Consider the following 25094-nt stretch of genomic DNA (forward strand, 5'->3'; position numbering starts at 1 on the left):
CCGGCCGGGCCCCAGGGCGGATCGGACGGCGGCGACCCTTCGGCGTACGACTCTTGACCTGTTCCTGACGGATCTCCGGGAGGCGCACCCAGCCTCCCGGAGATCCGTCGTTTGCGTCGCGGACACGGCCCTGAGCTGCTGCGATCCGTCGACGAACGCTTCGGGCCGCAGGACCGGCCGGTGCCATCAGCCGTTCACATATCGTCAGTTGATGTTGCGATGATGCCACCTGGGACTGATAGGTTTCCTGCCGTCGGCGGCCGTGGCTGTACCCCCGCCCGGACGGTGACGCCACGTCACCCCGTCCGGCGACCCCGGCCTCGGCGCCCATAAGCCCGCCCGGGCCGCACGGGCCAACCCGCCGTTCGGACCCGCGACCCGGCCTGCAACTCGGCCCTGCACCAAGGAATCAGATGCCAGGCATATCGGCCCCCCGCACGGGCCACCGCGCCGGCCGGTCCGGCTCCCTCCGCAGCGCGCTCCTCGCACTCGTCCTCGTCCCCAGCCTCGGCCTCGCCGCCGCCTGGGGCTACGCCGCCTACCTGCTGCGCGACGCCGGGAACCGCACCGCGGTGCTGATCGGCACCGCCGTCGTCGCCGTCGTGCTGCTCTACAGCCTGATCCGCGGCATCCGGGCCGCCCGGACCCTGTCCGGCCGACTGTCCGGACTGCGCGCCGACACCCTCGCGCTCGCCCAGCGCGAGATCCCCGAGGTGGTCGGACGGCTGCGCGCCGGAGAACCGGTGCCCACCCCGCCCGCCTGGGCGCCCTCCCGCCGAATAGGCGACGAGGTCCAGCAGACCGCCGACGGCCTCGCCGCCGTCCGCCAGGCCGCCGTCGCCGCCATCGTCCACCAGGCCCAGGGCCGCGAAGGGACGAAGAAGGTCTTCCTCAACATCGCCCGCCGCACCCAGATCCTGATCCACCGGCAGATCAGCATGCTGGACGCGCTGGAGCGCGAGCACGAGGAACCCGAGCTGCTGCGCGAACTGTTCGCGGTCGACCACCTGGCCACCCGGATGCGGCGCAACGCCGAGAACCTGGTCATCCTCGGCGGCGCGCTGCCCGCCCGCCGCTGGCGCAACGCCGTGCCCGTGGTCAACGTGCTGCGCAGCGCCGTCTCCGAGACCGAGAACTACGCCCGCGTCGTCGTCCAGGGCGTTCCGCGCGCCTCGCTCAGCGGACAGGCCGTCGCCGACGTCATCCACCTGGTCGCCGAACTGATCGAGAACGGCACCACCTTCTCCCCGCCGTACACCCAGGTGCAGGTCTCCGCGCAGGAGGTGCCCAAGGGCCTCGCGGTCGAGGTCGAGGACCGCGGCCTCGGCATGAGCGAGGAGGAGTACGAGCGGCTCAACGAGTACCTGGCCAACCCACCCGAGCTGGACGTCTCGGCGCTCGGCGACGACCTGCGGCTCGGCCTCTTCGTCGTCGCCCGGCTCGCCGCCCGGCACGACATCCAGGTCACCCTGCGACCCTCGCCGTACGGCGGCACCCGCGCCGTGGTGCTGGTGCCCTCGGTGCTGCTGGAGCAGGCCGAGCAGCCGGCCTCCGTACCCGGACTGCCCTCCGGCGCCCGGGTCACCCGCACCCCGGTGCCGGAGGCCCGGCCCACGGCGGACGAGGACCTCGGGGAGGTCGACCAGGAGCTGTCGGGCGCGCTGGCCAACGTCCTCGGCGGACTGCTGGGCAACGGTCCGGCGGCGCCCGCCGGGCCCGAGGCCCCTCCGGCCGCGGTCGAGGGCGCTGCGGGGACGGGCCTTGCGGGGGCGGGCTTCCCGGGGGCGGGCTTCGCAGGGGCGGGCGCTGAGCCGGTTCCGGGCGACGGCGGGTACCTGGCCGATCTGCCGGCGGCCGACGGGCTGCTCTCCGGTGGCCTGCCCTCCGGTGGCCTGCTCGACAGCGGGCTGATCGACGGTGGACTGCTCGACGGCGGCCCGGTGGACGGTGGAACCGCGGGCGCTGAGGCTCCCGGGGCTCCCGGGGCTCCCGGGGCTCCCGGGGCTCCCGCGAACGGCGGACTGCCGATCGGCGCCCAGATCCCCGGACTGCCCGGTGCCGTGGTCGTCCCCCGGCCCGCCCTGCCGCGCCGGTACGAGCTGCCGGGCGACGCCCCGGCGGACGCCCTGACCGACGGACCGTCGGCGGACGTGCCACCGACGGACAGCCACCTGACGGACGGAGCCCTGCCGAAGCGCCCGCTGCCCAAGCGCCGCGGCGCGGACCTCCCGGCCGATCCGGCCGCGGCCCCCTTCGACGGGGTCCCCGCCGACCGTTCCGCGCCCACCCACGACCGCCCGCAGGAGGACCAGGTGGAGCACGGCCCGGACGGTGAGCTGCGCACCCCGCGGGTCCTGCCGCAGCGGGTCCGCAACGCCAGCCTCGCCGAGCAGCTCCGCGAGGCCCACGCGCCCGGCGCCGTGCTGCCGCCGTCCGGCGGCCGACCCGCCGGCCCGGCCGCGCCCGTCGCGCCGACCGCACCCGTCGCGCCCCGGTTCGGTGGCGCCGACGCCGCCGCCGAGGACTCCTCCCCGCAGCGCTCCCGCGCCACCATGGCCGCCATCCAGCGCGGCACCCGGACCGCCCGCGCGGCCGGCACCGACCCGGGCGAGCCGGCCACGCCCGCCACCCCCCGCACCCCGGCCGTACCTTCCGCCGCTCAGGAAGCCTCCGCCGCTCAGGAAGCCAAGGAACAGCAGTGATGACGCAGCACACCGAAACCCAGCGCGACCTGAACTGGCTGCTGGACCAGCTGGTCGCCCGGGTACCCGAGACCCGCCACGCCATCGTCCTCTCGGAGGACGGTCTGCTGGTCGGCATGTCCCAGAACCTCGACCGGGCCGACGCCGAACACCTCTCCGCGGTCGCCTCCGGCCTGCAGAGCCTGGCCCGCGGCGCCGGGCACCGCTTCAACGGCGGGCAGGTCCGGCAGACCGTGGTCGAGATGGACCAGCTGTTCCTGTTCGTCACCACGGCCGGGCAGGGCGCCCGGCTCGCCGTCCTCACCAGCGAGCAGGTGGACGCCGGGCTGATGGCCTACGAGATCAACATGCTGGTCAAGCAGGTCGGCCAGTACCTCACCGCGGCGCCGCGCAGCGACGCCGGCCAGGTCGGCGCGGGTGGCGGTGCGTGACCACCGCCGACGCCGACGAGGGCTGGTTCTACGACAAGGACGCCGGCCATCTGGTCCGCCCTTACGCGATCACCAACGGGCGTACCGGACCGGTCCGTGACGGATTCGCGCTGATCACCCTGGTGGTCACCGCCGACCCGCGCACCGACACCACCCGGCTCACGCCCGAACCGGCCGCGATCATCGACCTCTGCCGCGAGCGCCCGCTGGCCGTGGCCGAGATCGCGGCCACCCTCGACCTGCCGGTCAGCGTGGTCAAGGTACTGCTCGACGACCTCGCCGAGGCCCGGTTAATCCTCACCCGTGCCCCGGTCCAGCTCGCCGAGGCACCGGACATCTCGCTGATCCAGGCCGTGATCGAGGGCGTCCGCCGACTCTGACGGGAGCACCTCCCCCCGCCGGTGGCCGCTGGCCGGTCGCCGGTGGCCGCTCACCGGTTCGCCGTCGCACCGGCGAGCGGCGGGCGCCCCAGCCCGATTGTTCCCCCCGCTCTCCCAGCTCCCCTACAGGAGAACCGAATTGACGACCCAGAGCCTGGTGCCGGGCGCGGTCAAGATCCTCGTCGCCGGCGGATTCGGCGTCGGGAAGACCACCATGGTCGGCTCGGTCAGCGAGATCGAACCGCTGCAGACCGAGGAACGGATGACCCGCGCCAGCATCGGGGTCGACAGCCTCGACGGCGTCCAGGAGAAGTCCACCACCACGGTGGCCATGGACTTCGGACGGATCACCGTCCGCGACGACCTGGTGCTGTACCTCTTCGGCACGCCGGGGCAGTTCCGCTTCTGGTTCATGTGGGACGACCTCGCCCTCGGCGCCCTCGGCGCGATCATCCTCGCCGACACCCGGCGGCTCGAATCCAGCTTCGCCGCCGTGGACTTCTTCGAGCAGCGCGGCATCCCGTTCGCGATCGGCGTCAACTGCTTCCACGGCCGCCGCGAGGCCACCCCCGAGGAGGTCCGCCACGCCCTCGACCTCGGTCCGGAGGTCCCGGTCGTGCTGTGCGACGTCCGGGAGCGGGGATCCAGCAAGGAACTGCTGCTCGCCCTGCTCGACCGGGTGCACCGGGACGCCCTGACCGCCGGACGGCGCTGAGGGACGGCCCCGGGCCGGGCGGTCGTTCGCTCGCCCGGGCGCTCAGCGGGTCCGTAGGTCCGTGAGCCCGTGGGTCCGCTGGTTCAGGCGTGCGCCGGGTTCAGCGCGGCGAGCGAGTCGACCAGCGGGGCCAGCTCGGGGACTCCGGTGGCCTGGGCCAGGGTCGCCTCCAGGGCCGCGTCGTGCACCGGACGGGCCGTCACCAGCAGGTCACGGCCCTCCTGCGTCAGCTCGGTGTAGATGCCGCGCCGGTCGTCCGCGCAGAGGTAGCGGCTCAACAGGCCCCGGTCCTCCAGGCGGCTCACCAGCCGGGTGGTCGCGCTGCTGCTCAACGCCGCCGCGCGGGCCAGCTGCTGCATCCGCATGTGCCAGCCGTCCTGGCGGGAGAGCGCCTCCAGCACCGTGTACTCGACCACCGAGAGCTTGCACTCGGCCTGGAGCGCCTTCTCCAGCGCGGTGTCGATCATCCCGTGCAGCGCGGCGAGCGTGCGCCAGCCACGCGCCCGGATCTCGGCCGCGTCGTCGCGGATCCCCATGGCGCGCCGTCCTTTCCGCTGCACCGGCTGTTCGGTGCCTCCCTTCCCCAAGTATGCCAGTCGGCGCGGTTTACCGGTCCCTGCAAATAGTTCGCCTTATGGTTCGGCTCTCGGCGCGTCCCTCGGCGCGTCCCTCGATTCGTCCCTGGTTCAGCCCTCCCCGCTCCAGGCCGCCGAGCAGAGCGCCGTGGCCAGCTCCTCGGTGTACCAGGCCGCCGCCAGCCAGGCGTGGGCGAAGGCGTCGTGGTCGTCCGCGACGATCCGGCCGAACACGTCCCGCCGCTGGTTCGCCGCGGCGGCCCGCAGGCCGTCCAGCAGCACGGCGGCGGTGGACAGCCCGGCCGCCCGCAGCAGACCGCGGTCGGCCGCCGCCATGGCCTCGCTCGGCCCGAGGGCGTGCCGCCCGGTGGTGACGGTCTGCTCCACCCGGCGCCCGAGCACGTGGACGGGCGGACCGTACGGCGCGGGCAGCCCGGGGCCGTCCGCCGACGTCGTACCGGGTACCGCACCGGGCGACGCAGCCGGTGCCGTCTCGCGGGCGGGCTCGGGGGCTGGCCCTGGGGCCGCCAGGTCGGCGGTCTGGAGGCGTTCCAGACCGAGGTTGACCCGGCCCGCTCGGTCGGCGGTGAGGGCGAGCGGGCCGGGGCCCTGCGGATCCGGACCCTCCGGGGGCGAGCCGACCGCCAGCAGCCGCAGCTCCGGGCGTTCCGCGCGCTCCAGCCGGCCGATCACCCGCAGCCGGAGGCCGGGCGCGGTGGCGAGCAGCGCGAGGTTCGCCCGGAACGGCAGCTCGGGGTGCTCGTGCGCCGCGCGCAGCGCCACCACCGGGCCGTCCTCCGCGCACCGCGCCAGCAACTGCGGTTCCCCGCCCGGCCCGGTCGGGGCCGGGCCCAGCACGGTGACGTCCAGGAACAGCAGGTCGCTCCCGGCCGGACGGCCCTCGTACGGCAGGTCCTGGGCCGCGAGCGCCCGCGCCACCTGGGCGGCCGCCGGCTCGGACCAGAGCCGGGCCGCCGGCTCCGCCGTCCACGCCACACCCGCCGCCCGGACCGCCCGGACGCCGGCACCGGCCCCCAGTCGCCCGGCGGCGGACCTGGTCGCTCCCTGCACGGCCAGCCCCGCACGGCTGAACTCACGGTGGCTGAGCGCGGCGTCCCCCAGCCGGACCGTCCGGTTGCCCGCCCCGACCGCCTGTGGGGCGGCGACCGCCGCGTCGTCGTGCGGCATGACCTCGCCGAGGGTGCTCAGACGCCCGTCGGCGTCCACCCCCCAGGCGACGACGCCCGCGTGGGTCGCCGTCAGCACCGGCTCGGCGAACAGCCCGTACAACCGCAGGCCGCCCTCCTCCCGGTAGGACTGGCGCGCCGTGCCGCGCAGCTCGGCGACCGGGACCGCACCGGCGCCCTCCCCCGCGGTCAACGCCGCGGTGAGGCCCAGCAGTTCGCGCAGGCCCGCCACCAGGTCCGCCAGCCGGTGGTCCGGCGCGCCGGAACGGGCCGCCCGGACCCGGGTCACCACGGTGACGGCCGCCGCGGCCGGACGGTACAGGCCCGCGAGCCGGGCCCGGTGGGCGGCGCGCAGAAGCTCGGCCTGCGCCACGGCGCCCGCGCCGCTCACCCCGGCGGCGAGGACGGCCGCGGCGGCCCGGTGGAGGTGCCGGGCGGCGGCGAGTTCGGCGGCGGTCAGGGGGGTCGCCTGCTCCTGCGGCGCCTGCGCGGCCTCCGTCGTTCCCGTGGGCGCGGTGGGCGCGGTGGGCGCGGTGGGCGCGGTGGGCGCGGTGGGCTGCTCCGCCTCGGCTTCCGTCTCCGTCGTGGCCTCGGTCTCGGTCTCCGGGGGCGCCTCGGCGAGGGGGCAGAGGGTGACGGCGGCGGCCCGGTGCACACAGGCCGGCGCGAGCAGACAGCCGCAGCGGACGCCGTCCTGCCCGGCGACCACCCCGCCCGGGGCGTGCAGGACGAGCACCGTCTCCTCGTCCACCTCCACCCGCCACTCGTCGCCCTCCCGGGCCACCGGACGCTCCGCCAGCTTCGCCGCCGCCCCGTCCAGCCGCTTCTGCAGCCGTGCGCTCAACCCGGCCACCACCTCGGCGACCACCTCCGGCCGCACACCCGGCCAATCGTTCGTCCGCGCAGTCACACGCATCGCACCTTCTCCCCCACCCAGCGGGCCAGTTCCAGCGGGCTCAACGCCGCCACGGGCATCCCGGCCGCGACCAACCGGCCCGCGACCGCCTTCGAATAGCGGGCCGTCCCGGTGTCGTCCAGCGCCGCGCAACCCAGCACGTGCACGCCGGAATCCACCAGCGCCCGGGTCTGGGCCAACAACCCGGAGACCGGCCCGCCCTCCTCGAAGTCACTGACCACCGCGACCAGCGTGCGCGACGGCACCGTCACCAGCTCCCGCGCATAGCGCAAGCCGCTCGCGATGCTGGTGCCACCGCCGATCCGCACCTCCAACAGGAGACTCAGCGGATCCTCCACCCGCTCCGTCAGGTCGACCACCTCGGTGGAGAACGCCACGAAGTGGGTGCTCAGCGAGGGCACCCCGGCCAGGATCGAGGCCGTCAGCGCCGCCCAGACCGTGGAGGCCTCCATCGATCCGGAGACGTCCACCACCAGGATCAGCCGCCAGTCGTTGGCCTGCCGGGCCCTGGTCCGGAACACCGGACGCTCCGGCACGATCAGCGTGCCGCCCTCCGGCGTGGAACGGGCGGTGGCCAGGTTCGCCCGGATGGTCCGGTCCAGGTCCAGCCCGCCACCCGGACGGCGGGACGGCCGCGGCACGGCGATCCCGGTCAGGGCCGGACGCAGCCTGGTCGCCAGCTCCCGGGTCAACTCGTCCACCAGGCGCCGCACCAGCGGACGAAGCCGCGCCAGCCGGGCCTCCGGCAACCCGCCCGCGTGCTCCAGGACGGTGCGCAGCAGATCGACGGACGGGCGGACCGCCGACGGATCGACCGCCTCCAGGACGTCGGCACGGCCCTGCGCGACGGCAGCGGCCAGCACCTCCTCCCGCAGGCCCGGACCGAACAGCGCCTCCAGCTCCTCGGCCCACTCCCGCACCCCGGGGTACGGGGCCTCGCGGCCACCCCGGCCGCCCCGGCTCTCCAGGCCCGGACCGGAACCCTCGCCGTGACCGCTGCCGTACAACTCGTCCAGGGCGGTGGCGAGTCGGGCACCACGGCCGCTCAGGCCGCTGCTGCCCGGACGGCCGAGGAGCAGCCGCCAGCGCTCGGCCGGGGCCAGGGCGTTGGCGGAGGCGTGCTCCACTGTTCTTCCGCTCGTCCGCTCGGGGGCCAGCGGGGGTGCCGACGGGAGTGCCGGCGCCTGCGGCACCGGTGCCGGAGCGTCGTCGGGAGTCGTCCGCACCAGGCCCCGGCGGGCCAGCGCGGCGCGGGCCGCGAGGTCCGCCCGCACCCATCCGGCGACCACGGCGGGCCCGGCCTCCTCGGGCAGCGCGGTGAGCCGGGTGCCCATGCGCTCCTCGACCAGGGCCAGCAGCCGGTCACGGGCGGCCGGGCTGAGCGTGTCGAAGCCGCCGCGCAGCGCGGGCAGCCGGTCCAGGAAGGCGCCGTCGGGCAGCGAGGTGACCCGCTCCAACACCGGTTCGAGCGCCTCCGGCGCGGAGTCGAACAGCCCCTCCGCCGCCGTCAGCAACCCGACCAGCGCGCGCCCGAGCACCTGGCGCGCCTCCGGGCCGGTGGCCCCGTCCACCCACGAGGCCGCCCGACCGCCCAACACACCGGCCGTCTCCTGCCCCAGCAGCACCCGCACCGCTCCGGCCGCACCCCGCACCAACGGGCCGCCCCGCTCGGCGAGTTCCGCCAGCACGTACGCCAGCCGCACCCCGCCCAGCCGGTCCGCCCGCCGCACCAGCTCCACCAGCGCCCGCGCGTCCTGCGGATCGTCCGACCCGCCGAGCCCCTCCAACTGCCGCACCGCGGCGACCGTCAACACCTCCTCGGCCGCGCCCAGAGACCGCCCGGAGGAGCCGCTGACCGCATGGCGGTCAGCGGTGGTTGACCCCAGCGGCTGGCCGACCTCCGGCACCGCCGCCACCAGGGCGGCGACACCCACGCCACCGGGAGGAACCGGCGAGGACGGTCGACCGGGGGCCGACGCCACCGCCGTGGCGGGTGCCGTCCCGGCACCTCGCCCGGACATCGGTACGCCCGAGGCGGCTCCGGCATCCGGCCCGGACGTCAGGACACCTACGGTCGCGGAGGCAACACCCCCACCACCAGGCACGGCCGGTGAACCGGCCCCGGCAGCACCGCCCTCCCCTCCGGACGCCACGGCGCCCGAAGCAGGAGCCGCGACGCCCGCGCCACCGGCCGAAGCCGACGCGGACTGCCCGAGCCCCGGCGCGCCCAAGGCCCCAGCGGCAACGCCCCCAGGCGAGCCGGCCCCAGCCGCACCCGACACGACGTCACCAGCGCCGGCCGACGCTGCCGCTGGGACCTCGGCGGGTGGGTGCTCCTCGCTCGGGGTGTGGCCCGGGAAGTGGCCTGCCGCGAGGCGGTCGAGGAGGGCGAGGGCGTCGAGGAGTTCGGGGAGGGTGGCCGCGGTGGGGAGGGTGGTGGTGAGCTGGGTGAGGCGGGTTCCGGTGAGGGCGGGGAGGGCGCAGGAGGCGGCGGCGGTGAGGCTGTCGATGATCTCGCGCGGGGTGGGTTCGACGGGGTGGCGGACGCGCAGGGCGCCTTCGGCGGCCTGGGCGGGGGTGACGCCCCGGGTGCCGGCGACGGTGAGCATGGCGGCGGTGGCGGGTGTCCAGTGGAGCCGCCAGCGGGTGCCGAGCGTTTCGGTGCCACCGGCGCCGCTGGTGGCGACGGGGTCGGCGTAGGGGACGTCGCAGGCGGTGAGGCGGTGGAGGAGGATCTCGCGGCGGCGGTCGAGCGTGCTGCGCAGCGGGTCGAGGCGCAGGTCGCGCGGGCCGGGGTCGGTGGGGCCGGGAAGGCCGAGGTCGGCGAGGAGGGTCTCGACGGCGGGGGCGAGTCCGCTGCGCGGGGCGGCGGGTGTGGGGCGGCCGGTGCGGGTGCCGATCAGGACCTGTTCGAGGGCGCGGGCGACGGCCCGGCCGCGGCCGAGGGGTTCGCCCTGGGCGAGGACGGTCTGCACCGCTTCGACCAGTTCGCCGCGGCCGGGGGCGGCGTGGCCGCGCAGCCGGGCGAGGTCGCCGGCCAGCCGGACGATCTCGCGGGCGTCGGCCGGGCCGCTCGGGTGGTCCTGGGCGCGCAGGGCGGCGCAGATCCGGACGGCGGTGGTGGTGAGCGCTTCGGCGAGCCGGTCGGGGTCGCCGCCGGCGTCGAGCACGGTGTGCTGCCACTCGGGGTCCCGGATGCCCGCCGGGTAGCCGGAGCGGGCGTCGAGCAGCGGGTAGGTGTAGGGGATCAGGGAGAGGACGTGGCCGGGGTCGTCCGGGTGCGGAGGCTCCTCGGTGGCGGTCGGGCCGTCGAGCAGGGCGGGCGCGTGGAAGGCGCCGACCACGGCGGCGATCCGTCGGCCGCCGGCCGCGGCGGCCTGGATGCGGGCGCGCATCCAGGCCTCGCGGCGCAGGTCGTACGGGTCGACGCCGGGGCCGGTCTCGGCGTCGTGGCGCAGCGCCCAGCCGACGAGCAGGGCGGCGCGCCGGACGGCTTCCGGGGTGGAGCCGGGGGCGGCGGTCTCGACCAGCCGGTCCCACAGGTCCTCGTCGGAGTCCCGGCCGGTGAGGCGGTGGCGCAGCGCGTCGGCGACGCCGGGTGCGTCGCCGTGCCGCGGCCGCTCACCCGCCCGCCCGGTGCGGTGGGCGAGCGGGAGGTCGCAGGCGATGGCCTCGATGCCGTTGCGTCGGGCCCAGCGCAGCGCGACGAGTTCCGGCGAGAAGTCGGCGAACGGGTAGAAGGCCGGCCCGCCGGTCTCGTCGGGCCCGGCCGGGGCGGCGGCGAGGGCGACCGGGGCTTCGGTCGCCTCGTCGGCGAGCCGGTCGAGCCAGGGCTGGAACTCGGCGGGCAGTTCGACCAGGACCACCTCGGGCCGGGCCGCGTCGAGCAGCGCGGGGACGACCGCGCTGAGGGACGGCGCGTGGTGGCGCACGCCGATCAGGTAGGGCCCCGGGCGGCCGGCGCCGGAGGCCGCCAGCCGGTCGGCCTCGGTCCGGACCCTGCGCTCCGGGTCGTCCTGAAGGTCCGGGAGGCCCAGGATGTCCGGGGCGTCCGGGAGGTCCGGGACGGGAGTCACCGCGCTGCTCATCGGCTCAGGCCTCCAGTGCCGAACGGAGGTCCCACAGGGTGCGCCAGGTGCCCGCGCCCTGCTCGGCGCGGCGGCGGACCGGCCCGTCCCAGTAGCCGAGCAGGCGGGCCGCGTCGGCCGGGTCGTCCTTGCGGACCACGCCGAGGAGTTGGCCGGGGAGGCGTCCGAGCAGGTCGCCGCCGTCGGGTAGGTAGGCGGCGGTGACGCCGAGGGCGGTGGCGACGGAGACCGCCTCGGCGGTGCTCATCACGGTGGACGGGCGTTCGACGTCCCAGCCTTCGGTGGAGCGGCCGGTGCGCAGGTCACGGAAGGCGGTGACCAGGGCCTCCAGGACGGCGTCGTCGACCGCGTAGGCGGCGCCGGCCCGGGCGACGGCGACGGTGGACTGGCGGCGCACCAGGTCGACCTCGGCGGCGAGGCTGCCGATCGGCCCGACCGTCTCGAAGTTGAACCGCCGCTTGAGGGCCGCGGACATCTCGCTGACGCCCTTGTCCCGCAGGTTGGCGGTGGCGATCAGGGTGAAGCCGGCGGCGGCGTGCAGCTGCCCGTCCGGGGTGCCGGCCAGTTCGGGGACGGCGATGCGCCGTTCGGAGAGCAGCGAGACCAGGGCGTCCTGCACCTCGGGCAGGCAGCGGGTCACCTCCTCGACCCGGGCGACCGCCCCGGTGGTCATCGCGGTGAGCACCGGGGACGGGACGAGGGCGTCGCGGCTGGGGCCCTTGGCGAGCAGCAGGGCGTAGTTCCAGCCGTACTTGAGCTGGTCCTCGGTGGTGCCGGCGGTGCCCTGGACGGTGAGCGCGCTGGTGCCGCAGACGGCGGCGGCGAGCAGTTCGGAGAGCATCGACTTGGCGGTGCCGGGCTCGCCGACGAGCAGCAGGCCGCGCTCCCCGGCGAGGGTGACGACGCAGCGCTCGACCAGGGCGCGCTCGCCGACGAACTTGGCCTCGACGGCGAGGCTCTTGCGGCCGGCCTTGAGCTTCTCGCCGGCGCTGCCCATCACGAAGGTGACGACGGCGCGCGGGGTGAGCCGCCAGCCGGGCGGGCGGGGACCGCTGTCGTGGGCGGCCAGGAACTCCAGTTCGGCGGCGTACTTCTCCTCGGGCGGGACGATCTGCCGCTCGGCGGGGGCGGTGGCCGTGGTGGCGGTGGTCGTGGTCACGGGGGTGGTGGTCATCGGCGGGCCTTCCTGCGCTTGCCGGTCTGGAGCTCTTCGTATCCGGGGGCGTCGCCGTCGAGGGTGCGCTGCCAGGCCCGGGCGAACAGTTCGGGGACGGGCAGGTGCGCCAGCACCGGCTGGTAGGCGGACAGTTCGTACAGGCCGGCCTTCCAGGTCTCGGCGGGCAGCGCGGGGGACTTGGCCTCCTGCCAGCCGCCGGGCAGGAAGAGGCTCCGGCCGGCCCGGGACCGCTTGGCCTCCAGCACCAGGCCAGTGGCGGCGAGTTCGGCGCGGGCCCGCTTCAGCCGGGCGGGCTTCCAGCCCGTCCAGCGGGCGGCGTTGCGGTCGGTGGGGTCGGGCAGGGCGAGCAGCTGGAGGTAGAGCGTGGCCGCGTCCTCGCCGAGGTCGTGGGTGCGGGCCACCTCGGCGACCAGGCCGGGGGTGGAGACCAGCGGGTTCTGCAGCCAGGCCGGGCCGTCGCCGGCGCCGTCCGCCGTCACGGTGGCGGCGGAGTCGGCCAGGCGCTCCGGCTCGCCGCCCAGGACGGCGGCGACGGCGGTCCGCTCCAGGGCGAACCCGTAGCTGTCGGTGAGCCCGCCGAGCAGTTCCAGCAGCGGGTCGTCCGGGCCGGTGAGGGCGGCCGGGCGCAGCCAGATCCGCTCGTACTCCTCGTGGTCCGGGCTGAGGACGAGTGCCGGGCCGCAGCGGACCAGCCCGTCCGGGTCGGCGCCGCCCTGGGCGGGCAGGCCGAAATGGGTGCGCAGCACGGCGGACACCGGGGCGCCCTTGGGGGTGTGGAGCAGGCCGAGGTCGAGCAGCAGCTCCGGGTCGGCCAGGCGCTCGCGCAGCGCGGCGGCGGCCGGGCGCAGCAGCGGGCGCAGCGGGCTGTCGACGGGCAGGTGGTAGGCGAGCCAGCGCAGCGCGTCGACCGCCCGGTCCAGCGCACCGGACTCGGGCACCGCGGTGAGGTCCTCGGGGACGAGCCGGGGTGCGGCCAGGTGCTCGCGGCTGAGCCGGAAGCCGGTGGTGCGGGTCAGCCACGGGGTGTGCCCGGGGTTGAGCACCGCCTCGATGGTGTCGATGGACACGCCCTGGACGGTGGTGAGGGCCTCCTCGGGGAGGGTGACGAGCCGTCCGAAGCGGCGGATCCAGGCCTCGGCGCCGGCGGTGAGGTCGGGGCCCTCGGTCCAGAGCGTCTTCGGGTCGGCGGGGAGCAGGGCGCCCCAGACCTCGGCGAGGCCGGCGTGCTCGTGTCCGCGCAGCCAGGCCCGGGCGGCCCGGACCTCGGCGGGCTTGTAGCCGTACTCGGCGGGCAGCTCGGCGTTGCCCCAGTGCAGGAGGCCGGAGGGCGGGCTGAGCAGCAGGGTGGCGCGGGCGGTGCCGATGCCGGTGAGTTCGGAGAAGGCGGCGGCGCGGGCCGCGTCCCACGGGAGGCCGTCGTGCAGGGCGGCGACCCGCCGGAACTCGGCGGTCCAGGCGGCGGTGACCCGCTCCTCGGTGCTCCGCTCCTCGACGGTGGTGAAGTGCGCGACGGGGCCGAACTCCCCGCTCGGATCGTGGTCGACGGCGAGCCAGTGCACGGTGCCGTCGGTGAACTGGCGCCGGTGGCCGAGGATGACGACGGTGCGGTCTCCGTGGCGCAGCACCTCGCCCTGGCGGTGGGTGGCCGGCCGGTCGCTCGTGGCGCCCTGCGGGGCCTCGGCGAGGACGATCTCGCGCAGGGTGGCGCCGCGGTCGGCGAGCGGGCCCTTGGTGAGTTCGCCGAGCAGCAGGACCAGGCTGGAGCGGTGGCCCGGCCGGGTGAGCGGGGCGGCCACGGCGTGGGCCAGGACGTCGATCCGGCCGAGCAGGTGCAGCCAGCCGTGGTTGGCGTCGCCGCCCTGCAGGGTGAGGGTCGTCGGGGTGCTCCAGCCGTCGCCGCCGGCGGCGGGCGGGGCGGCCAGCGCGGCGGTGACGGCGCGCAGGTTGTTGAGCACCCAGCAGCGGTCGGAGCTGCCCCAGCTGCTGCCGAAGCCACCGGTGTGGGGCAGGACGGCGACGACGGCGTCGCGCAGCTCGTCGTCCCGGCCGTGCTCGGGCCGCCACTCGGCGGCCTCCGCCTTGGTGGGGCGTTCGGCGTCCGGCTGCGGGACGAAGCGGGCGACCCGGTCCAGCAGGTCGGCGGCGGCCCGGGCGAGCCCGGCGACGCCGGCGAGCAGCAGCGGGTGGGCGATCCCGGACAGGGCGCCGCCGACCTCCTCGACCGGCAGGGTGTTGCGGGCCTCGCCGCGCTGGGCGAGCGGGCGCCGGACGCCCTGGACGGTCAGCCAGCGCTGTTCGTCCTCCGGGACGGGCGTGGCGTCGACGGGCCAGGCGAGGTCGATCAGGCCGGCCGCCTGTTCGGTGGTCAGTTCGCGCAGCACGCGCGATCCGGCCTCGTCGCGGGGGCGCAGGGCGTGCCAGTGGTCGTACGGCGGGACGAGTGCGGTGCCGGCGGCGGAGAGGTCGCCGGACCGGCAGGGGCGCAGGTCGGCGGTGCGGTCGGCGCGGTCGGCGAGATCGGGCAGGTTGAGGGAGAGGTGTTCGCCGCCGGGGCGGCTGACCACCGGGCCGGCCTCGCCGGGCAGGGCGAGCCGGCCGACCGGGAGGGTGTCCGGTTCGCGGCGCCCGTCCAGCGGCAGGACGATGCGCTGCCCGTCGGCGGTGAAGGCGGTGACGGCGCGGCCGGGATCGCTGCGGACCCAGTGGCCGAGCACGGTGCCGTCGGTGCCGAGCGGGGTCCGCTCCAGGCCGGGCTGCAGCGGCAGCAGCCGGGTGCTGCCTTCGAGGAGTCGGCCGGCCGCGGCGGTGGCGGCGATCACGGGCGGTTCGGCCGCGCGGCCCAGGGTGCCGGTGGCCGGGTCGAGTTCGCGCAGGACGGGGCCGTCCGTGCCGTGGCGCAGCGTCCAGTAGCCGGTGCCGTCACCGAGGACGGGGTGTTCGTGGGGCATCCGGGTGTCGCCGGGGTGCAGCGGGCGCTCGCCGGTGGTGCGGCCGCCGCCGGGCAGCGGGAGGGACGGCGCCTCCGGGAAGCGCTCGCCGTAGTGGTAGCCGGCGATCGTGCCGCCCTCGAGTTCGAAGGTCTCGCCCGGGCGGCCGGACCAGTACGCCGTCTGCTTGCCGTCCTCGTACCAGGCGACCAGGAGTTCGCCGTCGACCAGGCGCAGCCGGGGCCGGTTCCAGTTCTCCGTCAGCTTGGGCAGGCGCAGGGTGTGCTCCAGCAGAACGCCCTGCGGGCCGACCACGACGGCGCGGTCGAGGCGGGCGAGGATCAGGTACGGCCAGGCGTCCTCGACGATCAGGCCGGTCAGGCCGCGGGTGCGCAGGCCGGGGGCGGTGACCGGCGGGGCGTCGTCGGCGGGCGGGTCGGCGAGCGCGGCGAGCGCGTCCTCCAGGGCGGGCCAGCCGAGTTCGTCCAGGATGCCGGTGGTGAGGGCGCGGGCGAGCAGGCCGGTGACGTCGAGCGCGGCGATCTTCTCGGCGGCGGCCGGGGCGACCGTGCGGATGGCGGTGCGGTGCTGGCTGAGCGAGCGGACCAGGTCGGCGGCGCCGGCCAGGCCTCGGGCGGCGGTGACCTCTCCGGCGCGCTCCTCGGCCCACTCCGCGAACAGCTCGTCCAGCAGCGGCAGCACGGCCGCCTGGCGCTTGACGGCCGTCTCCCAGGCGGCGGGGGCGGCCCGGCGCAGCAGCGGCCGGTAGCGGGTGTCGGCGGCCACCGCGGCGAGGCCGGCGTTGTCGGGGCCGGACTGCCCGACCCAGTCGCGCAGGTCGAAGCCGAGCCCGGGCGGCGGGTCGGCCACCGGAACGCCCGCGGCCAGCAGGAGGTCGAGCAGGTCGAGCCGGGTGTGGCTGGCGCGGATGCCGGTGAAGAGGTCCACCGGGACGGCGTCGGCGCGCAGCCGCTCGGTCATCCGGCCGGCCAGGGCGAGGGTGGCCGGGCAGCTGGGACGGCTGCGCCAGCCGCGGCCGAGGTGGTGGCACCAGCGCTGGAGCCAGGCGGCGGCGGGCTCGGCGCCCTCGGCGCGGGGGCCGGTGAGCAGTTCCTCGGCGCCCGTCCCGGCGAGGACCTCCAGCCAGGCGGTGTCGTGCGGGGAGGAGTCGGAGGCGGCCGGGTCGGGCAGCAGCTCCAGCAGCCGGGTGCGGACCCCGGCGTCGTTCCTGCCCAGCTCGATCAGCGCGCCGTGCCAGGACTTCCAGAAGGCGGCGGGCGCCCGGTTGACCGCGGGGGCGGCCAACAGCTCGGCGAGCAGCGCGTGTTCGTGCTCGGTGCGGTCCAGTCCGGCGGCCCGGATCAGCGCGCGGGCGTCCTCGGCGACGCCGGCGTACGGGGCCATGCCGGCCGCGGAGCGCTCGGTGCACAGCTGGCGGAAGCGCTGCCAGGCGGTCAGCGGGTCGAGCCGCTGGGCGAGCTCCTTGACGTACTGGCGCAGGGACTTGACGGTGAGCGCACCGGCGAGGGCGAACTCCAGGAAGACGGCGCGCAGCCGCTCCTCGTCGACCGTCAGGCCGTGGGTGCGCTCGGCTTCGCGGGCCTTGCCGAACCAGGCGGCGGCGTAGGTCTGGTTGCCGTGGCCGAGGAAGATCCGGCCGACCTCCTCGCAGAAGGTGGGCAGGAAGTGCGGGACGGCGCGCCCGAGCCGGGTGACGAGCGCGTCGAAGCCGTCCTTGGCGGCGCCGGGCTTGCCGGCCGCCTGGCGGGCCAGCCGCTCCATCTCCTTGACCAGGGCGAGCGCGTGGTGGCCGTTGGCCGGGTCGTGGACCAGCGCCCAGGCGGGGAAGCCGAGCGCCTCCTGGCGCACCTGGCCGACCTCGGAGGGGTCGCTGTCGGGCGCCAGGCCGAGGAAGTCGACGGCGAGGTCCTCGGCCCGCCCGAGCGCGCCGGGGACCAGCCGGACGATCCGGCGGCCGTCGAGCGCGGGGTGGGTGTAGCCGCGGGCGGTGAGCACGTCGGCGACGCCGTCGGGGCGGCCGGCGCCGGGCAGGGTGCCGACCGGAAGCACGGCGCCGGCGTCGAGCAGCGCCTCGGGCGTCGGGGCCGCGGCCGGGCCGGTGGTGGCGGTGGTGACGGTGGTGGCGGTCATGCCGCGTCCTCCCCTTCGATGGTGCGGCCGGCGTACAGGGCGGCGGCCATCCGCATGCCCTCGGACCAGGCGACCGGTCCGACCTCCCTGAGCGGCAGGGCCCGGCCGTCGGGGCCCGCCCAGCTGAGCGCGCCGGTCTCGCACGCGTCGTACTCGTAGTAGTCGCCGACCCAGACCCGGGCCTCGACCGTCCGGCCGCCCTCGGTGACCGACTGGACCGCGGAGCCGCCGCGGACCCGGCAACCGAGCCGGTTGCAGCGGCCGACCAGCTCGCGCAGCTCGCGGTAGCGGCCGCCGGCGTAGGTGGTGACCTCGGTGCCGCCCGGCAGCTCCTCCGGCCGGTGCCAGACCTCGCGGTAGAGCTGCTGGACGCGCTGGGAGACGCCGAGCTCGACGGCGAACTCGCGCAGCTCGTCGAGGTCCTCCAGGAGGACCGGGTGGGGTATCAGGACCTCGCCGTCGGTGAGCCGGACGGTGTCGCCGTCCAGGTCGACCAGGCCGAGGCCGCGCTCGGCGTCCGCGCCGCGCAGGAAGCCGGCGACCGCGCCGTCCGTGCCGGTGACCACCAGGTCGCGCAGCACGGCCTGCCAGGCCTCGTCCGGCCACACGGCGGTGATCACCGCGGCGGGCACCGGCAACGAGCGGACCATCCAGCGCTCGACGTCGTCCAGGCAGCTCCGCTCGTGCGCGGCCAGCCACTCCGCGAGCTGCTTCAGCTGGGTGACGACCGGGTCGTCACCCAGCTTCGACGGAAGGGACTTGAGGTCCCGGCCGGCCGCGTTGCGGCAGACCACCCGGCCCTCCCCGTCGAGCGTGACGCGGTACCCTCCCGCGCCCGTCTCCACCCATGCCACGGCCGTACTCCTCCCACCCGGGAACCCCCCGGGAACCACGTCTCGATCACCTGCTGACCAGCGATGCGAGGAACGTAGCGAGGCGCACTGACAACGCGACGGGCGGGGTGGAGGCGGGTGGCCGGGTGGGGAGCTCAAACCCCTCGAACGAGTGAACGAAGCCGCTCAGGTCCCAACTCCGGTACGGCTCAGGACAGGGGTCGGCTCAGGACCCGGGCACGCCGAGCCCCAGGACACGGGCACGGCTCAGAACGCGCCCACGGCTCAGGGCGCGGGCACGCCGAGCCGCAGGATGCGGTCGTCACCCGGGCGCGGCTCACCGCGGCCGTCGGTGTTGCCGGTGGCGAGCAGCAGCGTGCCGTCCCGGTCGGTGACGACCGTGCGCAGCCGCCCGTAGGCGCCGTCGAGGTAGGACTGCGGGCTGCCCGCGAGGTGGTCTCCCTCGACCGGGACGCGCCAGAGCCGGGTGCCGCGCAGGGCGGCCGTCCACAGGGCTCCGCCGGCGTACGCGAGCCCGCTCGGGGACGCCTCGGCCGGCTTCCACTGGGCGACGGGGTCGATGTAGTCGGCCCGGTCGCCGATGCCCTCGACGACGGGCCAGCCGAAGTTGCCGCCGGGCCGGATCAGGTTGAGCTCGTCCCAGGTGTCCGCTCCGAACTCGCAGGCCCAGAGCCGGCCTTCGCCGTCCCAGGCGAGGCCCTGCACGTTGCGGTGGCCGTACGAGTAGACCGGCGAGCCGGGGAAGGGGTTGCCCGGGGCCGGGGCGCCGTCGGCCGTGAGTCGGAGGATCTTGCCGCCCAGTGAACCTTTGTCCTGGGCGATGTGGGAGTCGCTGCTGTCGCCGGTGCCCGCGTAGAGCAGGCCGTCCGGGCCGAAGGCGATCCGGCCGCCGTTGTGCCGCGGCCCGTGCGGGATTCCGCTCAACAGTACGGCCGGCGCGTCGAGTTGGGCTCCGACGGGCCGCTCGGGGTGGTAGCCGAAGCGGACGATGCGATTGTCCTCGGCGGTGCTGAAGTAGGCGTACACGAGGTGGTCGTCGGCGAAGGACGGGGAGAGGGCGAGGCCGAGCAGTCCGCCCTCTCCTCCGGCCGTCACGCCGGGTACGGTGCCCGCCTCGGTCTTCGTCCCGCCGGTCACGGCGACCCGGACGATCCGGGCGGTGTCCCGCTCCGAGACCAGCAGGTCGCCACCGGGCAGCACGGCCACGCCCCACGGCACCGCCAGCCCGTCCGCGACGGTGGCGCGCACGGTCGGACCGGCCACAGGCTCGGGTCGGGACGCGGGCGAGCAGGCGGCGGCGCCGACCAGCGCGGCCAGCAGCAGGGCGGCGAGACGACGGTGCACCGCGGGACCTCTCCGTGGGCGGCGGGGGTGGCTTCAGGACACCACACCCGCCCCCGGCCGGCCCGCCGCCCCGCCCTCACGCCGCCCCACTGTCACACCGCCGGTGCCCGGGGCACGACCACCGCCCCACCGTCACACCGCCGGTGCCCGGGGCACGACCACCGGCGCACCGTCGCCCGGCGCCGTCAGCACGTGGCTGTCGATGTCGTACAGCGCCCGCACCAGCGGCGCGTCCACCACCTCGCGCGGCGGCCCGCAGGCCACCACCGCGCCGTCGCGCAGGGCGACCAGCAGATCGGCGTAGCGGGCGGCCGCCGCCAGGTCGTGCAGCACCATGACCACCGTCCGGCCGCCCGCCGCGACCTGGCGGACCAGCTCCAGCACCTCCACCGCGTGCCCGAGGTCGAGCGCGCTGGTCGGCTCGTCGAGCAGTACGACCGGGGTGTCCTGGGCGAGCACCATGGCGAGCCAGCAGCGCTGGCGCTGGCCGCCGGAGAGGCGGTCCAGGCGGCGGTCGGCGAGCTCCTCGACCCCGGTGGCGCGCAGGGCCTCGGCGGTGACCCGCTCGTCGTCCGGCGACCACTGCCGGAACAGGCCCTGGTGCGGGTGGCGGCCGTAGCGGACGAGTCCGGCGACGGTCACCGCCTCGGGCGCCTGCGGGCTCTGCGGCAGCAGGGCGATCCGGTGCGCGGCCTGACGCGGGCGCAGCCGCCACACGTCCTCGCCGCCGACCAGGACCCGTCCGCCGTCCGGCCGGTGCAGCCGGGCGACGGCGCGCAGCAGGGTGGACTTCCCGCAGCCGTTCGGCCCGACCACCGCCACCACCTGCCCGGCGGGGACGGTGAGGTCGACCCCGCCGAGCACCGGGCGCCCCGGGCCGTAGCCCGCGGTGAGCCCCTCGATCGTCAGCTCCACGTCGTCAGCTCCATGCCGTCAGCTCCACCTCGTCGACTCGATGCCGTCGGCTCCGCGTCGTCGGCTCCATGGCAGCTCCCCCGCCCCGCCGCGCGCTCAGTTGCCGCCGAGCGCCTTGCCGAAGTCGCCGATGACGACGTCGGCCGCGAGCGGGCCGCCGCGGGTGGACCAGACCGAGCCGTCCACCGTCACGGCGTGGTTGTTCTTCACCGCGGTGAGCTCCTGGTAGGCGGGCTTGGACTGGACGTCCTTGAGCGCGGACTTGCCGTCGTCCGTGAGGGTGGACAGGAACAGCCAGTCGCCGTCGATCTCGGAGAGCTTCTCCAGGCTGAGCGCCGGGCTGTGCGCGTTGCCGTCCTTGTCCTGCGCGGCCGGGCGGGTGAGGCCCATGTCGAGGGCGACGCCGCTCGCGAACTGCTTCTTCTCCATCCAGCTCGGGCCGGTGGGGTTCCAGCGGACGATGGAGACGGCGGCGCCCTTGTTCTTGGTGAGCTCGCCGCCGGCCTTGGCGGCCTTGGCCTCGTAGTCGCCGATCACCTTGCCGGCCTGGTCGAGCTTGTTGACGGCGTTGCCGATGCCCTTGAAGGCGAGCTTCCAGTCATCGGTGGGCGCCATGGTGACCAGGGTGGCGGGGGTGATCTCGCGCAGCTGCTTGAGCATCTGCTCGTCCTGCATGTCGCCGGCCAGGATCAGGTCGGGCTTGGCTGCGATCACCTTGTCCATCACGGGCTGCAGCAGGTTGCCGACCACCGGCACGCCCTGGACCTTGTCCTTCAGGTACGCGGGCGGCTCGTTGAGGCCCTGGCCGTTGGTGATGCCGACCGGCTTGACGCCGAGGGCGAGCACCGCGTCGAGGTCCTCCTGGGTGAGGGTGACGATCCGCTTGGGCTCGGCGGAGACCTCGACGGCCTTGCCGGTGGCGTCCTTGACGGTCCGCTTGCCGCCGTTGCCGCCATTGGCGCCGTTGCCGCCGCCGGCCGCGTCGCCCGCCGGGGAGGACGCCGACGCGGAGGAGCCGGACGTGCCCGAGGAGCCGCAGCCCGTGAGCAGGAGGGCGGCCGCCCCGGTGACGGCCAGCGCCTGGGCCGCGCGGTGGCGGACGGGGCTGAGCGGGCGGCGGGCGAACGGCATGGGTGCCTCCGGGCAAAGGTGGTACGGGAGTTGAACGGCGTGCGGGCAGCACGGCACGGCGGGGTGCGCTGCGCGGCGCCCGACGGAACGGCTCGGCCATTAGGTTAGCCTTACCTTATGACATTGTCGCAAGCGGGCGTCCACGAAGCGTCCCCCGCCCCGGCGTCGAACGCCCCGCCACCAGGAGACGCACCCCGCCGGTCCGGGCCACGCCGGCCCGAGACCGACCAGCCCGAGACCGACCGGTCCGGGCCCGGCCAGCCCGAGCCCCGCCGGCCCGCCTGGCCGGTCGCCGTCGGCGCGGTGGTGCTGCTGCTCGCCCTCGCCGCGCTGTCACTGTCGGTCGGCGCCGGCGAGGTCGGCCCCGGGCGGGTGCTCGACTACCTGCTGAACCGCGACGGCGCCCGCGCCGACGGCCGGCTCGCCCTGGTCGTCGGCGACCTGCGACTCCCCCGCACCGTCACCGCCCTGCTGGTCGGCGCCGCGCTCGGCGTCGCCGGGGCGCAACTGCAGTCCGTCACCCGCAATCCGCTCGCCGAGACCGGCCTGCTCGGCGTCAACGCCGGCGCCTCGCTGGGTGTCGTGCTCGGCATCGCCGTCCTCGGCGTCCAGACCTCGTACGGGTACCTCGCGTTCGCCTTCGGCGGCGCGGTGCTCGCCAGCACCCTGGTGCTGCTGATCGCGGGTAGCCGGGGCGGCGGATCGCCGATGCGGCTGGTCCTCGGCGGCTCCGCGGTCGGCGCGACCTTCGGCGGACTCACCGGTGTGCTGATCGTCAACTCGCCCGAGGCGTACGACCGCTACCGGGTCTGGGTGCTCGGCTCGCTGTCCGGGGTGGAGGGCTGGACGACGCTGCGCCAGCTCGCCCCCGTCCTCGGCGCCGGCTTCCTGCTCGCCCTGCTCACCACCCGGCCGCTCACCGCACTGGCACTCGGCGACGACCTCGCCCGCGGCCTCGGCCACCGGCCCGGCGCCACCCGGGCCGCGGTCGCCACCGCCGTCACCCTGCTGACCGCCTCCGCCGTCGCCCTCGCCGGACCCGTCTCCTTCCTCGGCCTGCTCGCCGGCTTCCTCGCCCGCGCCGTCGCCGGGCCCCGGGTCGGCCGACTCACCCTGCTCGCCGGGCTGTTCGGCGCCGCCGTGCTCATCGGGGCCGACGTGCTCGCCCGGGTCGTCGCCCGCCCGTTCGAGGCACCGGTGTCCGTGATCGTCGCCCTGGTCGGCGCCCCCGCCCTGATCGCGATCGTCCGCTCCCGGCGCTCCGCCGCCCTCGCCATGAGCGACCCGGCCGAAGCCGCCGCCCCGCCCGCACGACGGGCCGAACCACCCGCCCCCAAGCCCGACTTGGCGCTGCGGTACGGCGCGTGGTCACTGCTGCTCCCCCGCCGGGCGCTGCTCGCCTCCCTCGGCCTCACCGCCGCCCTGCTCGCCGCCGTCGTCGTCTCCGCACACGCCGGACAGAGCGAACTCGACCTCGGCCGCACCTTCCAGGCCGTGTTCGGCTACGGCGACCGCCTCGACGTCCTGCTGGTGCAGAAGTTCCGGCTCGGCCGGATCGTCGCCGGGCTCGCCGCCGGAGCCGCGCTGGGCCTGGCCGGCTGCCTGACCCAGACCCTCGCCCGCAACCGCCTCGCCACCCCCGAACTCCTCGGCGTCAACGACGGCGCGACGGCCGCCGTCCTCGTCTCCGCCACCGTCTCCGGCACCTTCGGCACCTGGTGGGCCGGACCGCTCGGCGCGCTCGTCGCCGTCCTCGTCGTCACCCTCGTCTCCGGCGGGCTCGGCGCCCGCGGCTACCGGGTGCTCGTCGTCGGACTCGCGATGTCCGCGCTCGCCTCGGCGGTCGTCCAGGTCGCCCTCGCCCGACGCTCGCTCAACTCCGCGGGCTCGCTGTACGTCTGGACCTCCGGCAGCCTCAACGGGCGCGACTACGCCATCGCCGCGCCCGTCCTGACCGGGCTCGCGGTCCTGGTGCCGCTCGCCCTCGTGGTCGCCCGGCGACTGGCCGTCCTGCGCTTCGACGACGACGTCGCCTCCGCACTCGGCGTCGACCCCGGCCGGGTCCGGCTCGCCTGCCTGCTGCTGGCGGTCGCCCTCGCCGGTCTGGCGGTCGGGGTCTGCGGGCCGGTCGGCTTCGTGGCGCTCGCCGCGCCCGTGGTCGCCGGACGCCTCGCCGGACCGGCCCGGGTCCCCGTCCTCGGCTCGGCCCTCACCGGCGCCCTGCTCGTCGTCCTCGCGGACACCCTCGGACGGGTGCTGATCGGCGGGGTCGAGATCCCCGTCGGCATCGTCACCACTGTCCTCGGCGGCCCCTTCCTGCTCTGGGTGCTGCTCGGCCGCAAGGGCCGCCCCGCGTAAACCCATTGGAGTCACACCTGTGGAAACCCCTCCCCTCGTCGCGCCCGACCCCGACGACCCGGCCTACCGCCTGGTCACCCTCGTCCACCCCGACGAGCCGTACGACGGCGACCGGCGCGACGGCGACCGGTGCGACGGCGTCCTCGCCCTGCTGCACACCGTCACCGACAAGGACCGCCACTCCGGCGACCTCGCCCCACACCTGATGCGGCGTCAGGCCGACGGCTGCTGGTCGATCACCTACCGGCTGCGCGCCGACCACCGCGCCTCCTACCAGCTGTACCCGTTCCACGGCGAAGCCCCCGGCACCTCCCGCCCCGACTGGCTGCGCGTCCTCGACCACGCCCGCCCCGACCCGTACGACACCGAACCCCGGCTGCCCGCCCGCGACGGCCGCCACCCGTCCTCGGTGCTCAGCCTGCCCGACGCGCCCGCGCAGCCGTACGTCCGGCGGCGGGAGGGCGTGCCACGCGGCCGGACCGTGTCGCACACCGTCGCCGGGCGGCGGGTGGACGTCCACCTGCCGGCCGGGCACGGGCGGCAGGACGGCGGCCCCTACCGGGTGGCGGTGCTGCTGGACGGCGAGATGTGGGGCGAGGTGCTGTCCGTCGCCGACACCCTCGACAACCTGACCGCCGACGGAGCGATCCCGCCCACGGTGGCCCTGCTCGTCCACACCATGGGCCCCGGCCGGCCCGCCGACCTCAGCTGCAACCCCGACTTCGTCGACCTCCTCGCCGACCGCCTCCTCCCCTGGGCCGCAACGGAGTTCGGCGCGACCACCGACCCCGCGCACACCGTCGTCGCGGGCCAGAGCGCGGGCGGCCTCACCGCCGCCTACGCCGCCTACCGGCGCCCCGACCGCTTCGGCAACGCGCTCTCCCAGTCCGGCTCCTTCTGGTGGCCGGACGAGACCGAGTTCGACGAGGGCAGCGAATGGCTCACCCGGCGGTTCGCCGCCGAGGAACGCCGGGCGGCCCGCTTCTACGTCGAGGTCGGGCTGCAGGAGTGGATGCTGCTCACCCAGAACCGGCACCTGCGGGACGTGCTGCTGGCGCGCGGCTACGACCTCGCCTACCGCGAGTTCAACGGCGGCCACGACTACGCCTGTTGGCGCGGCGGACTGGCCGACGGGCTGGCCCACCTGCTGGGGGCGCGAACGCCCGCCGGATCACCCGACTCACCCAGCGCACCCGGGTCACTCGAAAGGACGATGTAGGGCGAAGCCACCCCTCCGCCCGGC

The 25094-nt window shown here is 76.2% G+C and carries 15 protein-coding genes; 6 read left to right on the plus strand and 9 right to left on the minus strand.

What is annotated here, in order from left to right:
- Positions 1-413 precede the first annotated feature (413 nt).
- From IE332_RS41775 to IE332_RS05330, 4 genes are all read left to right on the plus strand, one after another.
- Positions 414-2702 (plus strand): sensor histidine kinase, encoded by a 2289-nt coding sequence (locus tag IE332_RS41775; RefSeq protein ID WP_189913899.1) that lies wholly within the window; start codon positions 414-416, stop codon positions 2700-2702.
- Positions 2702-3133, plus strand: a complete 432-nt coding sequence (locus IE332_RS05320; RefSeq protein ID WP_189913900.1) for a roadblock/LC7 domain-containing protein — start codon at positions 2702-2704, stop codon at positions 3131-3133. Before IE332_RS41775 ends, IE332_RS05320 begins: the two co-directional genes overlap by 1 nt.
- Positions 3130-3513: a DUF742 domain-containing protein gene (locus IE332_RS05325; RefSeq protein WP_097235442.1), complete on the plus strand. Its 384-nt coding sequence runs from the start codon at positions 3130-3132 to the stop codon at positions 3511-3513. Before IE332_RS05320 ends, IE332_RS05325 begins: the two co-directional genes overlap by 4 nt.
- 139 nt (positions 3514-3652) lie before the next feature.
- Entirely contained in the window at positions 3653-4228 is a 576-nt protein-coding gene (locus tag IE332_RS05330; RefSeq protein WP_229928312.1) for a GTP-binding protein, read from the plus strand.
- A gap of 83 nt (positions 4229-4311) precedes the next feature.
- Here IE332_RS05330 and IE332_RS05335 read toward each other — a convergent pair whose 3' ends face one another.
- From IE332_RS05335 to IE332_RS05375, 9 genes are all read right to left on the minus strand, one after another.
- Entirely contained in the window at positions 4312-4764 is a 453-nt protein-coding gene (locus IE332_RS05335) for a MarR family winged helix-turn-helix transcriptional regulator (RefSeq protein ID WP_189913901.1), read from the minus strand.
- A 150-nt stretch (positions 4765-4914) separates the two neighbouring features.
- A complete protein-coding gene (locus IE332_RS05340; protein ID WP_229928313.1) occupies positions 4915-6900 on the minus strand; it encodes a hypothetical protein in 1986 nt (661 codons plus the stop codon).
- Positions 6897-10994: a vWA domain-containing protein gene (locus IE332_RS05345; RefSeq protein ID WP_189913903.1), complete on the minus strand. Its 4098-nt coding sequence runs from the start codon at positions 10992-10994 to the stop codon at positions 6897-6899. Before IE332_RS05345 ends, IE332_RS05340 begins: the two co-directional genes overlap by 4 nt.
- 4 nt (positions 10995-10998) lie before the next feature.
- The gene (locus tag IE332_RS05350; protein ID WP_189913904.1) at positions 10999-12168 is read right to left on the minus strand and encodes an ATP-binding protein; all 1170 of its coding nucleotides are present in this window, start codon (positions 12166-12168) and stop codon (positions 10999-11001) included.
- Positions 12165-17249: a hypothetical protein gene (locus IE332_RS05355; RefSeq protein WP_189913905.1), complete on the minus strand. Its 5085-nt coding sequence runs from the start codon at positions 17247-17249 to the stop codon at positions 12165-12167. The genes IE332_RS05350 and IE332_RS05355 overlap by 4 nt, the downstream gene beginning before the upstream one ends.
- Positions 17246-18103 carry a DUF4132 domain-containing protein gene (locus IE332_RS05360; RefSeq protein WP_373313672.1) on the minus strand — a complete coding sequence of 286 codons (858 nt, stop codon included), beginning with the start codon at positions 18101-18103 and terminating at the stop codon, positions 17246-17248. The genes IE332_RS05355 and IE332_RS05360 overlap by 4 nt, the downstream gene beginning before the upstream one ends.
- Before the next feature lie 264 nt (positions 18104-18367).
- Entirely contained in the window at positions 18368-19447 is a 1080-nt protein-coding gene (locus tag IE332_RS05365; protein ID WP_189913906.1) for a PQQ-dependent sugar dehydrogenase, read from the minus strand.
- A gap of 132 nt (positions 19448-19579) precedes the next feature.
- Positions 19580-20362: an ABC transporter ATP-binding protein gene (locus IE332_RS05370; RefSeq protein WP_189913907.1), complete on the minus strand. Its 783-nt coding sequence runs from the start codon at positions 20360-20362 to the stop codon at positions 19580-19582.
- A 96-nt stretch (positions 20363-20458) separates the two neighbouring features.
- Positions 20459-21493 (minus strand): ABC transporter substrate-binding protein, encoded by a 1035-nt coding sequence (locus tag IE332_RS05375; protein WP_189913908.1) that lies wholly within the window; start codon positions 21491-21493, stop codon positions 20459-20461.
- A 117-nt stretch (positions 21494-21610) separates the two neighbouring features.
- Here IE332_RS05375 and fhuB point away from each other — a divergent pair, with 117 nt between their 5' ends.
- Both fhuB and fes read left to right on the plus strand, forming a co-directional pair.
- Positions 21611-23851: a Fe(3+)-hydroxamate ABC transporter permease FhuB gene (gene fhuB, locus IE332_RS05380; protein WP_189913909.1), complete on the plus strand. Its 2241-nt coding sequence runs from the start codon at positions 21611-21613 to the stop codon at positions 23849-23851.
- 19 nt (positions 23852-23870) lie between these two features.
- The gene (fes, locus tag IE332_RS05385) at positions 23871-25070 is read left to right on the plus strand and encodes an enterochelin esterase (protein WP_229928314.1); all 1200 of its coding nucleotides are present in this window, start codon (positions 23871-23873) and stop codon (positions 25068-25070) included.
- Positions 25071-25094 lie beyond the last annotated feature (24 nt).

Source organism: Kitasatospora xanthocidica (assembly GCF_014656195.1).
Classification (GTDB): Bacteria; Actinomycetota; Actinomycetes; order Streptomycetales; family Streptomycetaceae; genus Kitasatospora; species Kitasatospora xanthocidica.

Bases quoted from the DNA above. Each gene is read 5' to 3' on its own strand.
- IE332_RS41775 (WP_189913899.1), top strand. From the start codon at position 414: ATGCCAGGCATATCGGCCCCCCGCACGGGCCACCGCGCCGGCCGGTCC.
- IE332_RS05320 (WP_189913900.1), top strand. From the start codon at position 2,702: ATGACGCAGCACACCGAAACCCAGCGCGACCTGAACTGGCTGCTGGAC.
- IE332_RS05335 (WP_189913901.1), bottom strand. From the start codon at position 4,764: ATGGGGATCCGCGACGACGCGGCCGAGATCCGGGCGCGTGGCTGGCGC.
- IE332_RS05345 (WP_189913903.1), bottom strand. From the start codon at position 10,994: ATGAGCAGCGCGGTGACTCCCGTCCCGGACCTCCCGGACGCCCCGGAC.
- IE332_RS05350 (WP_189913904.1), bottom strand. From the start codon at position 12,168: ATGACCACCACCCCCGTGACCACGACCACCGCCACCACGGCCACCGCC.
- IE332_RS05355 (WP_189913905.1), bottom strand. From the start codon at position 17,249: ATGACCGCCACCACCGTCACCACCGCCACCACCGGCCCGGCCGCGGCC.
- IE332_RS05375 (WP_189913908.1), bottom strand. From the start codon at position 21,493: ATGCCGTTCGCCCGCCGCCCGCTCAGCCCCGTCCGCCACCGCGCGGCC.
- fhuB (WP_189913909.1), top strand. From the start codon at position 21,611: ATGACATTGTCGCAAGCGGGCGTCCACGAAGCGTCCCCCGCCCCGGCG.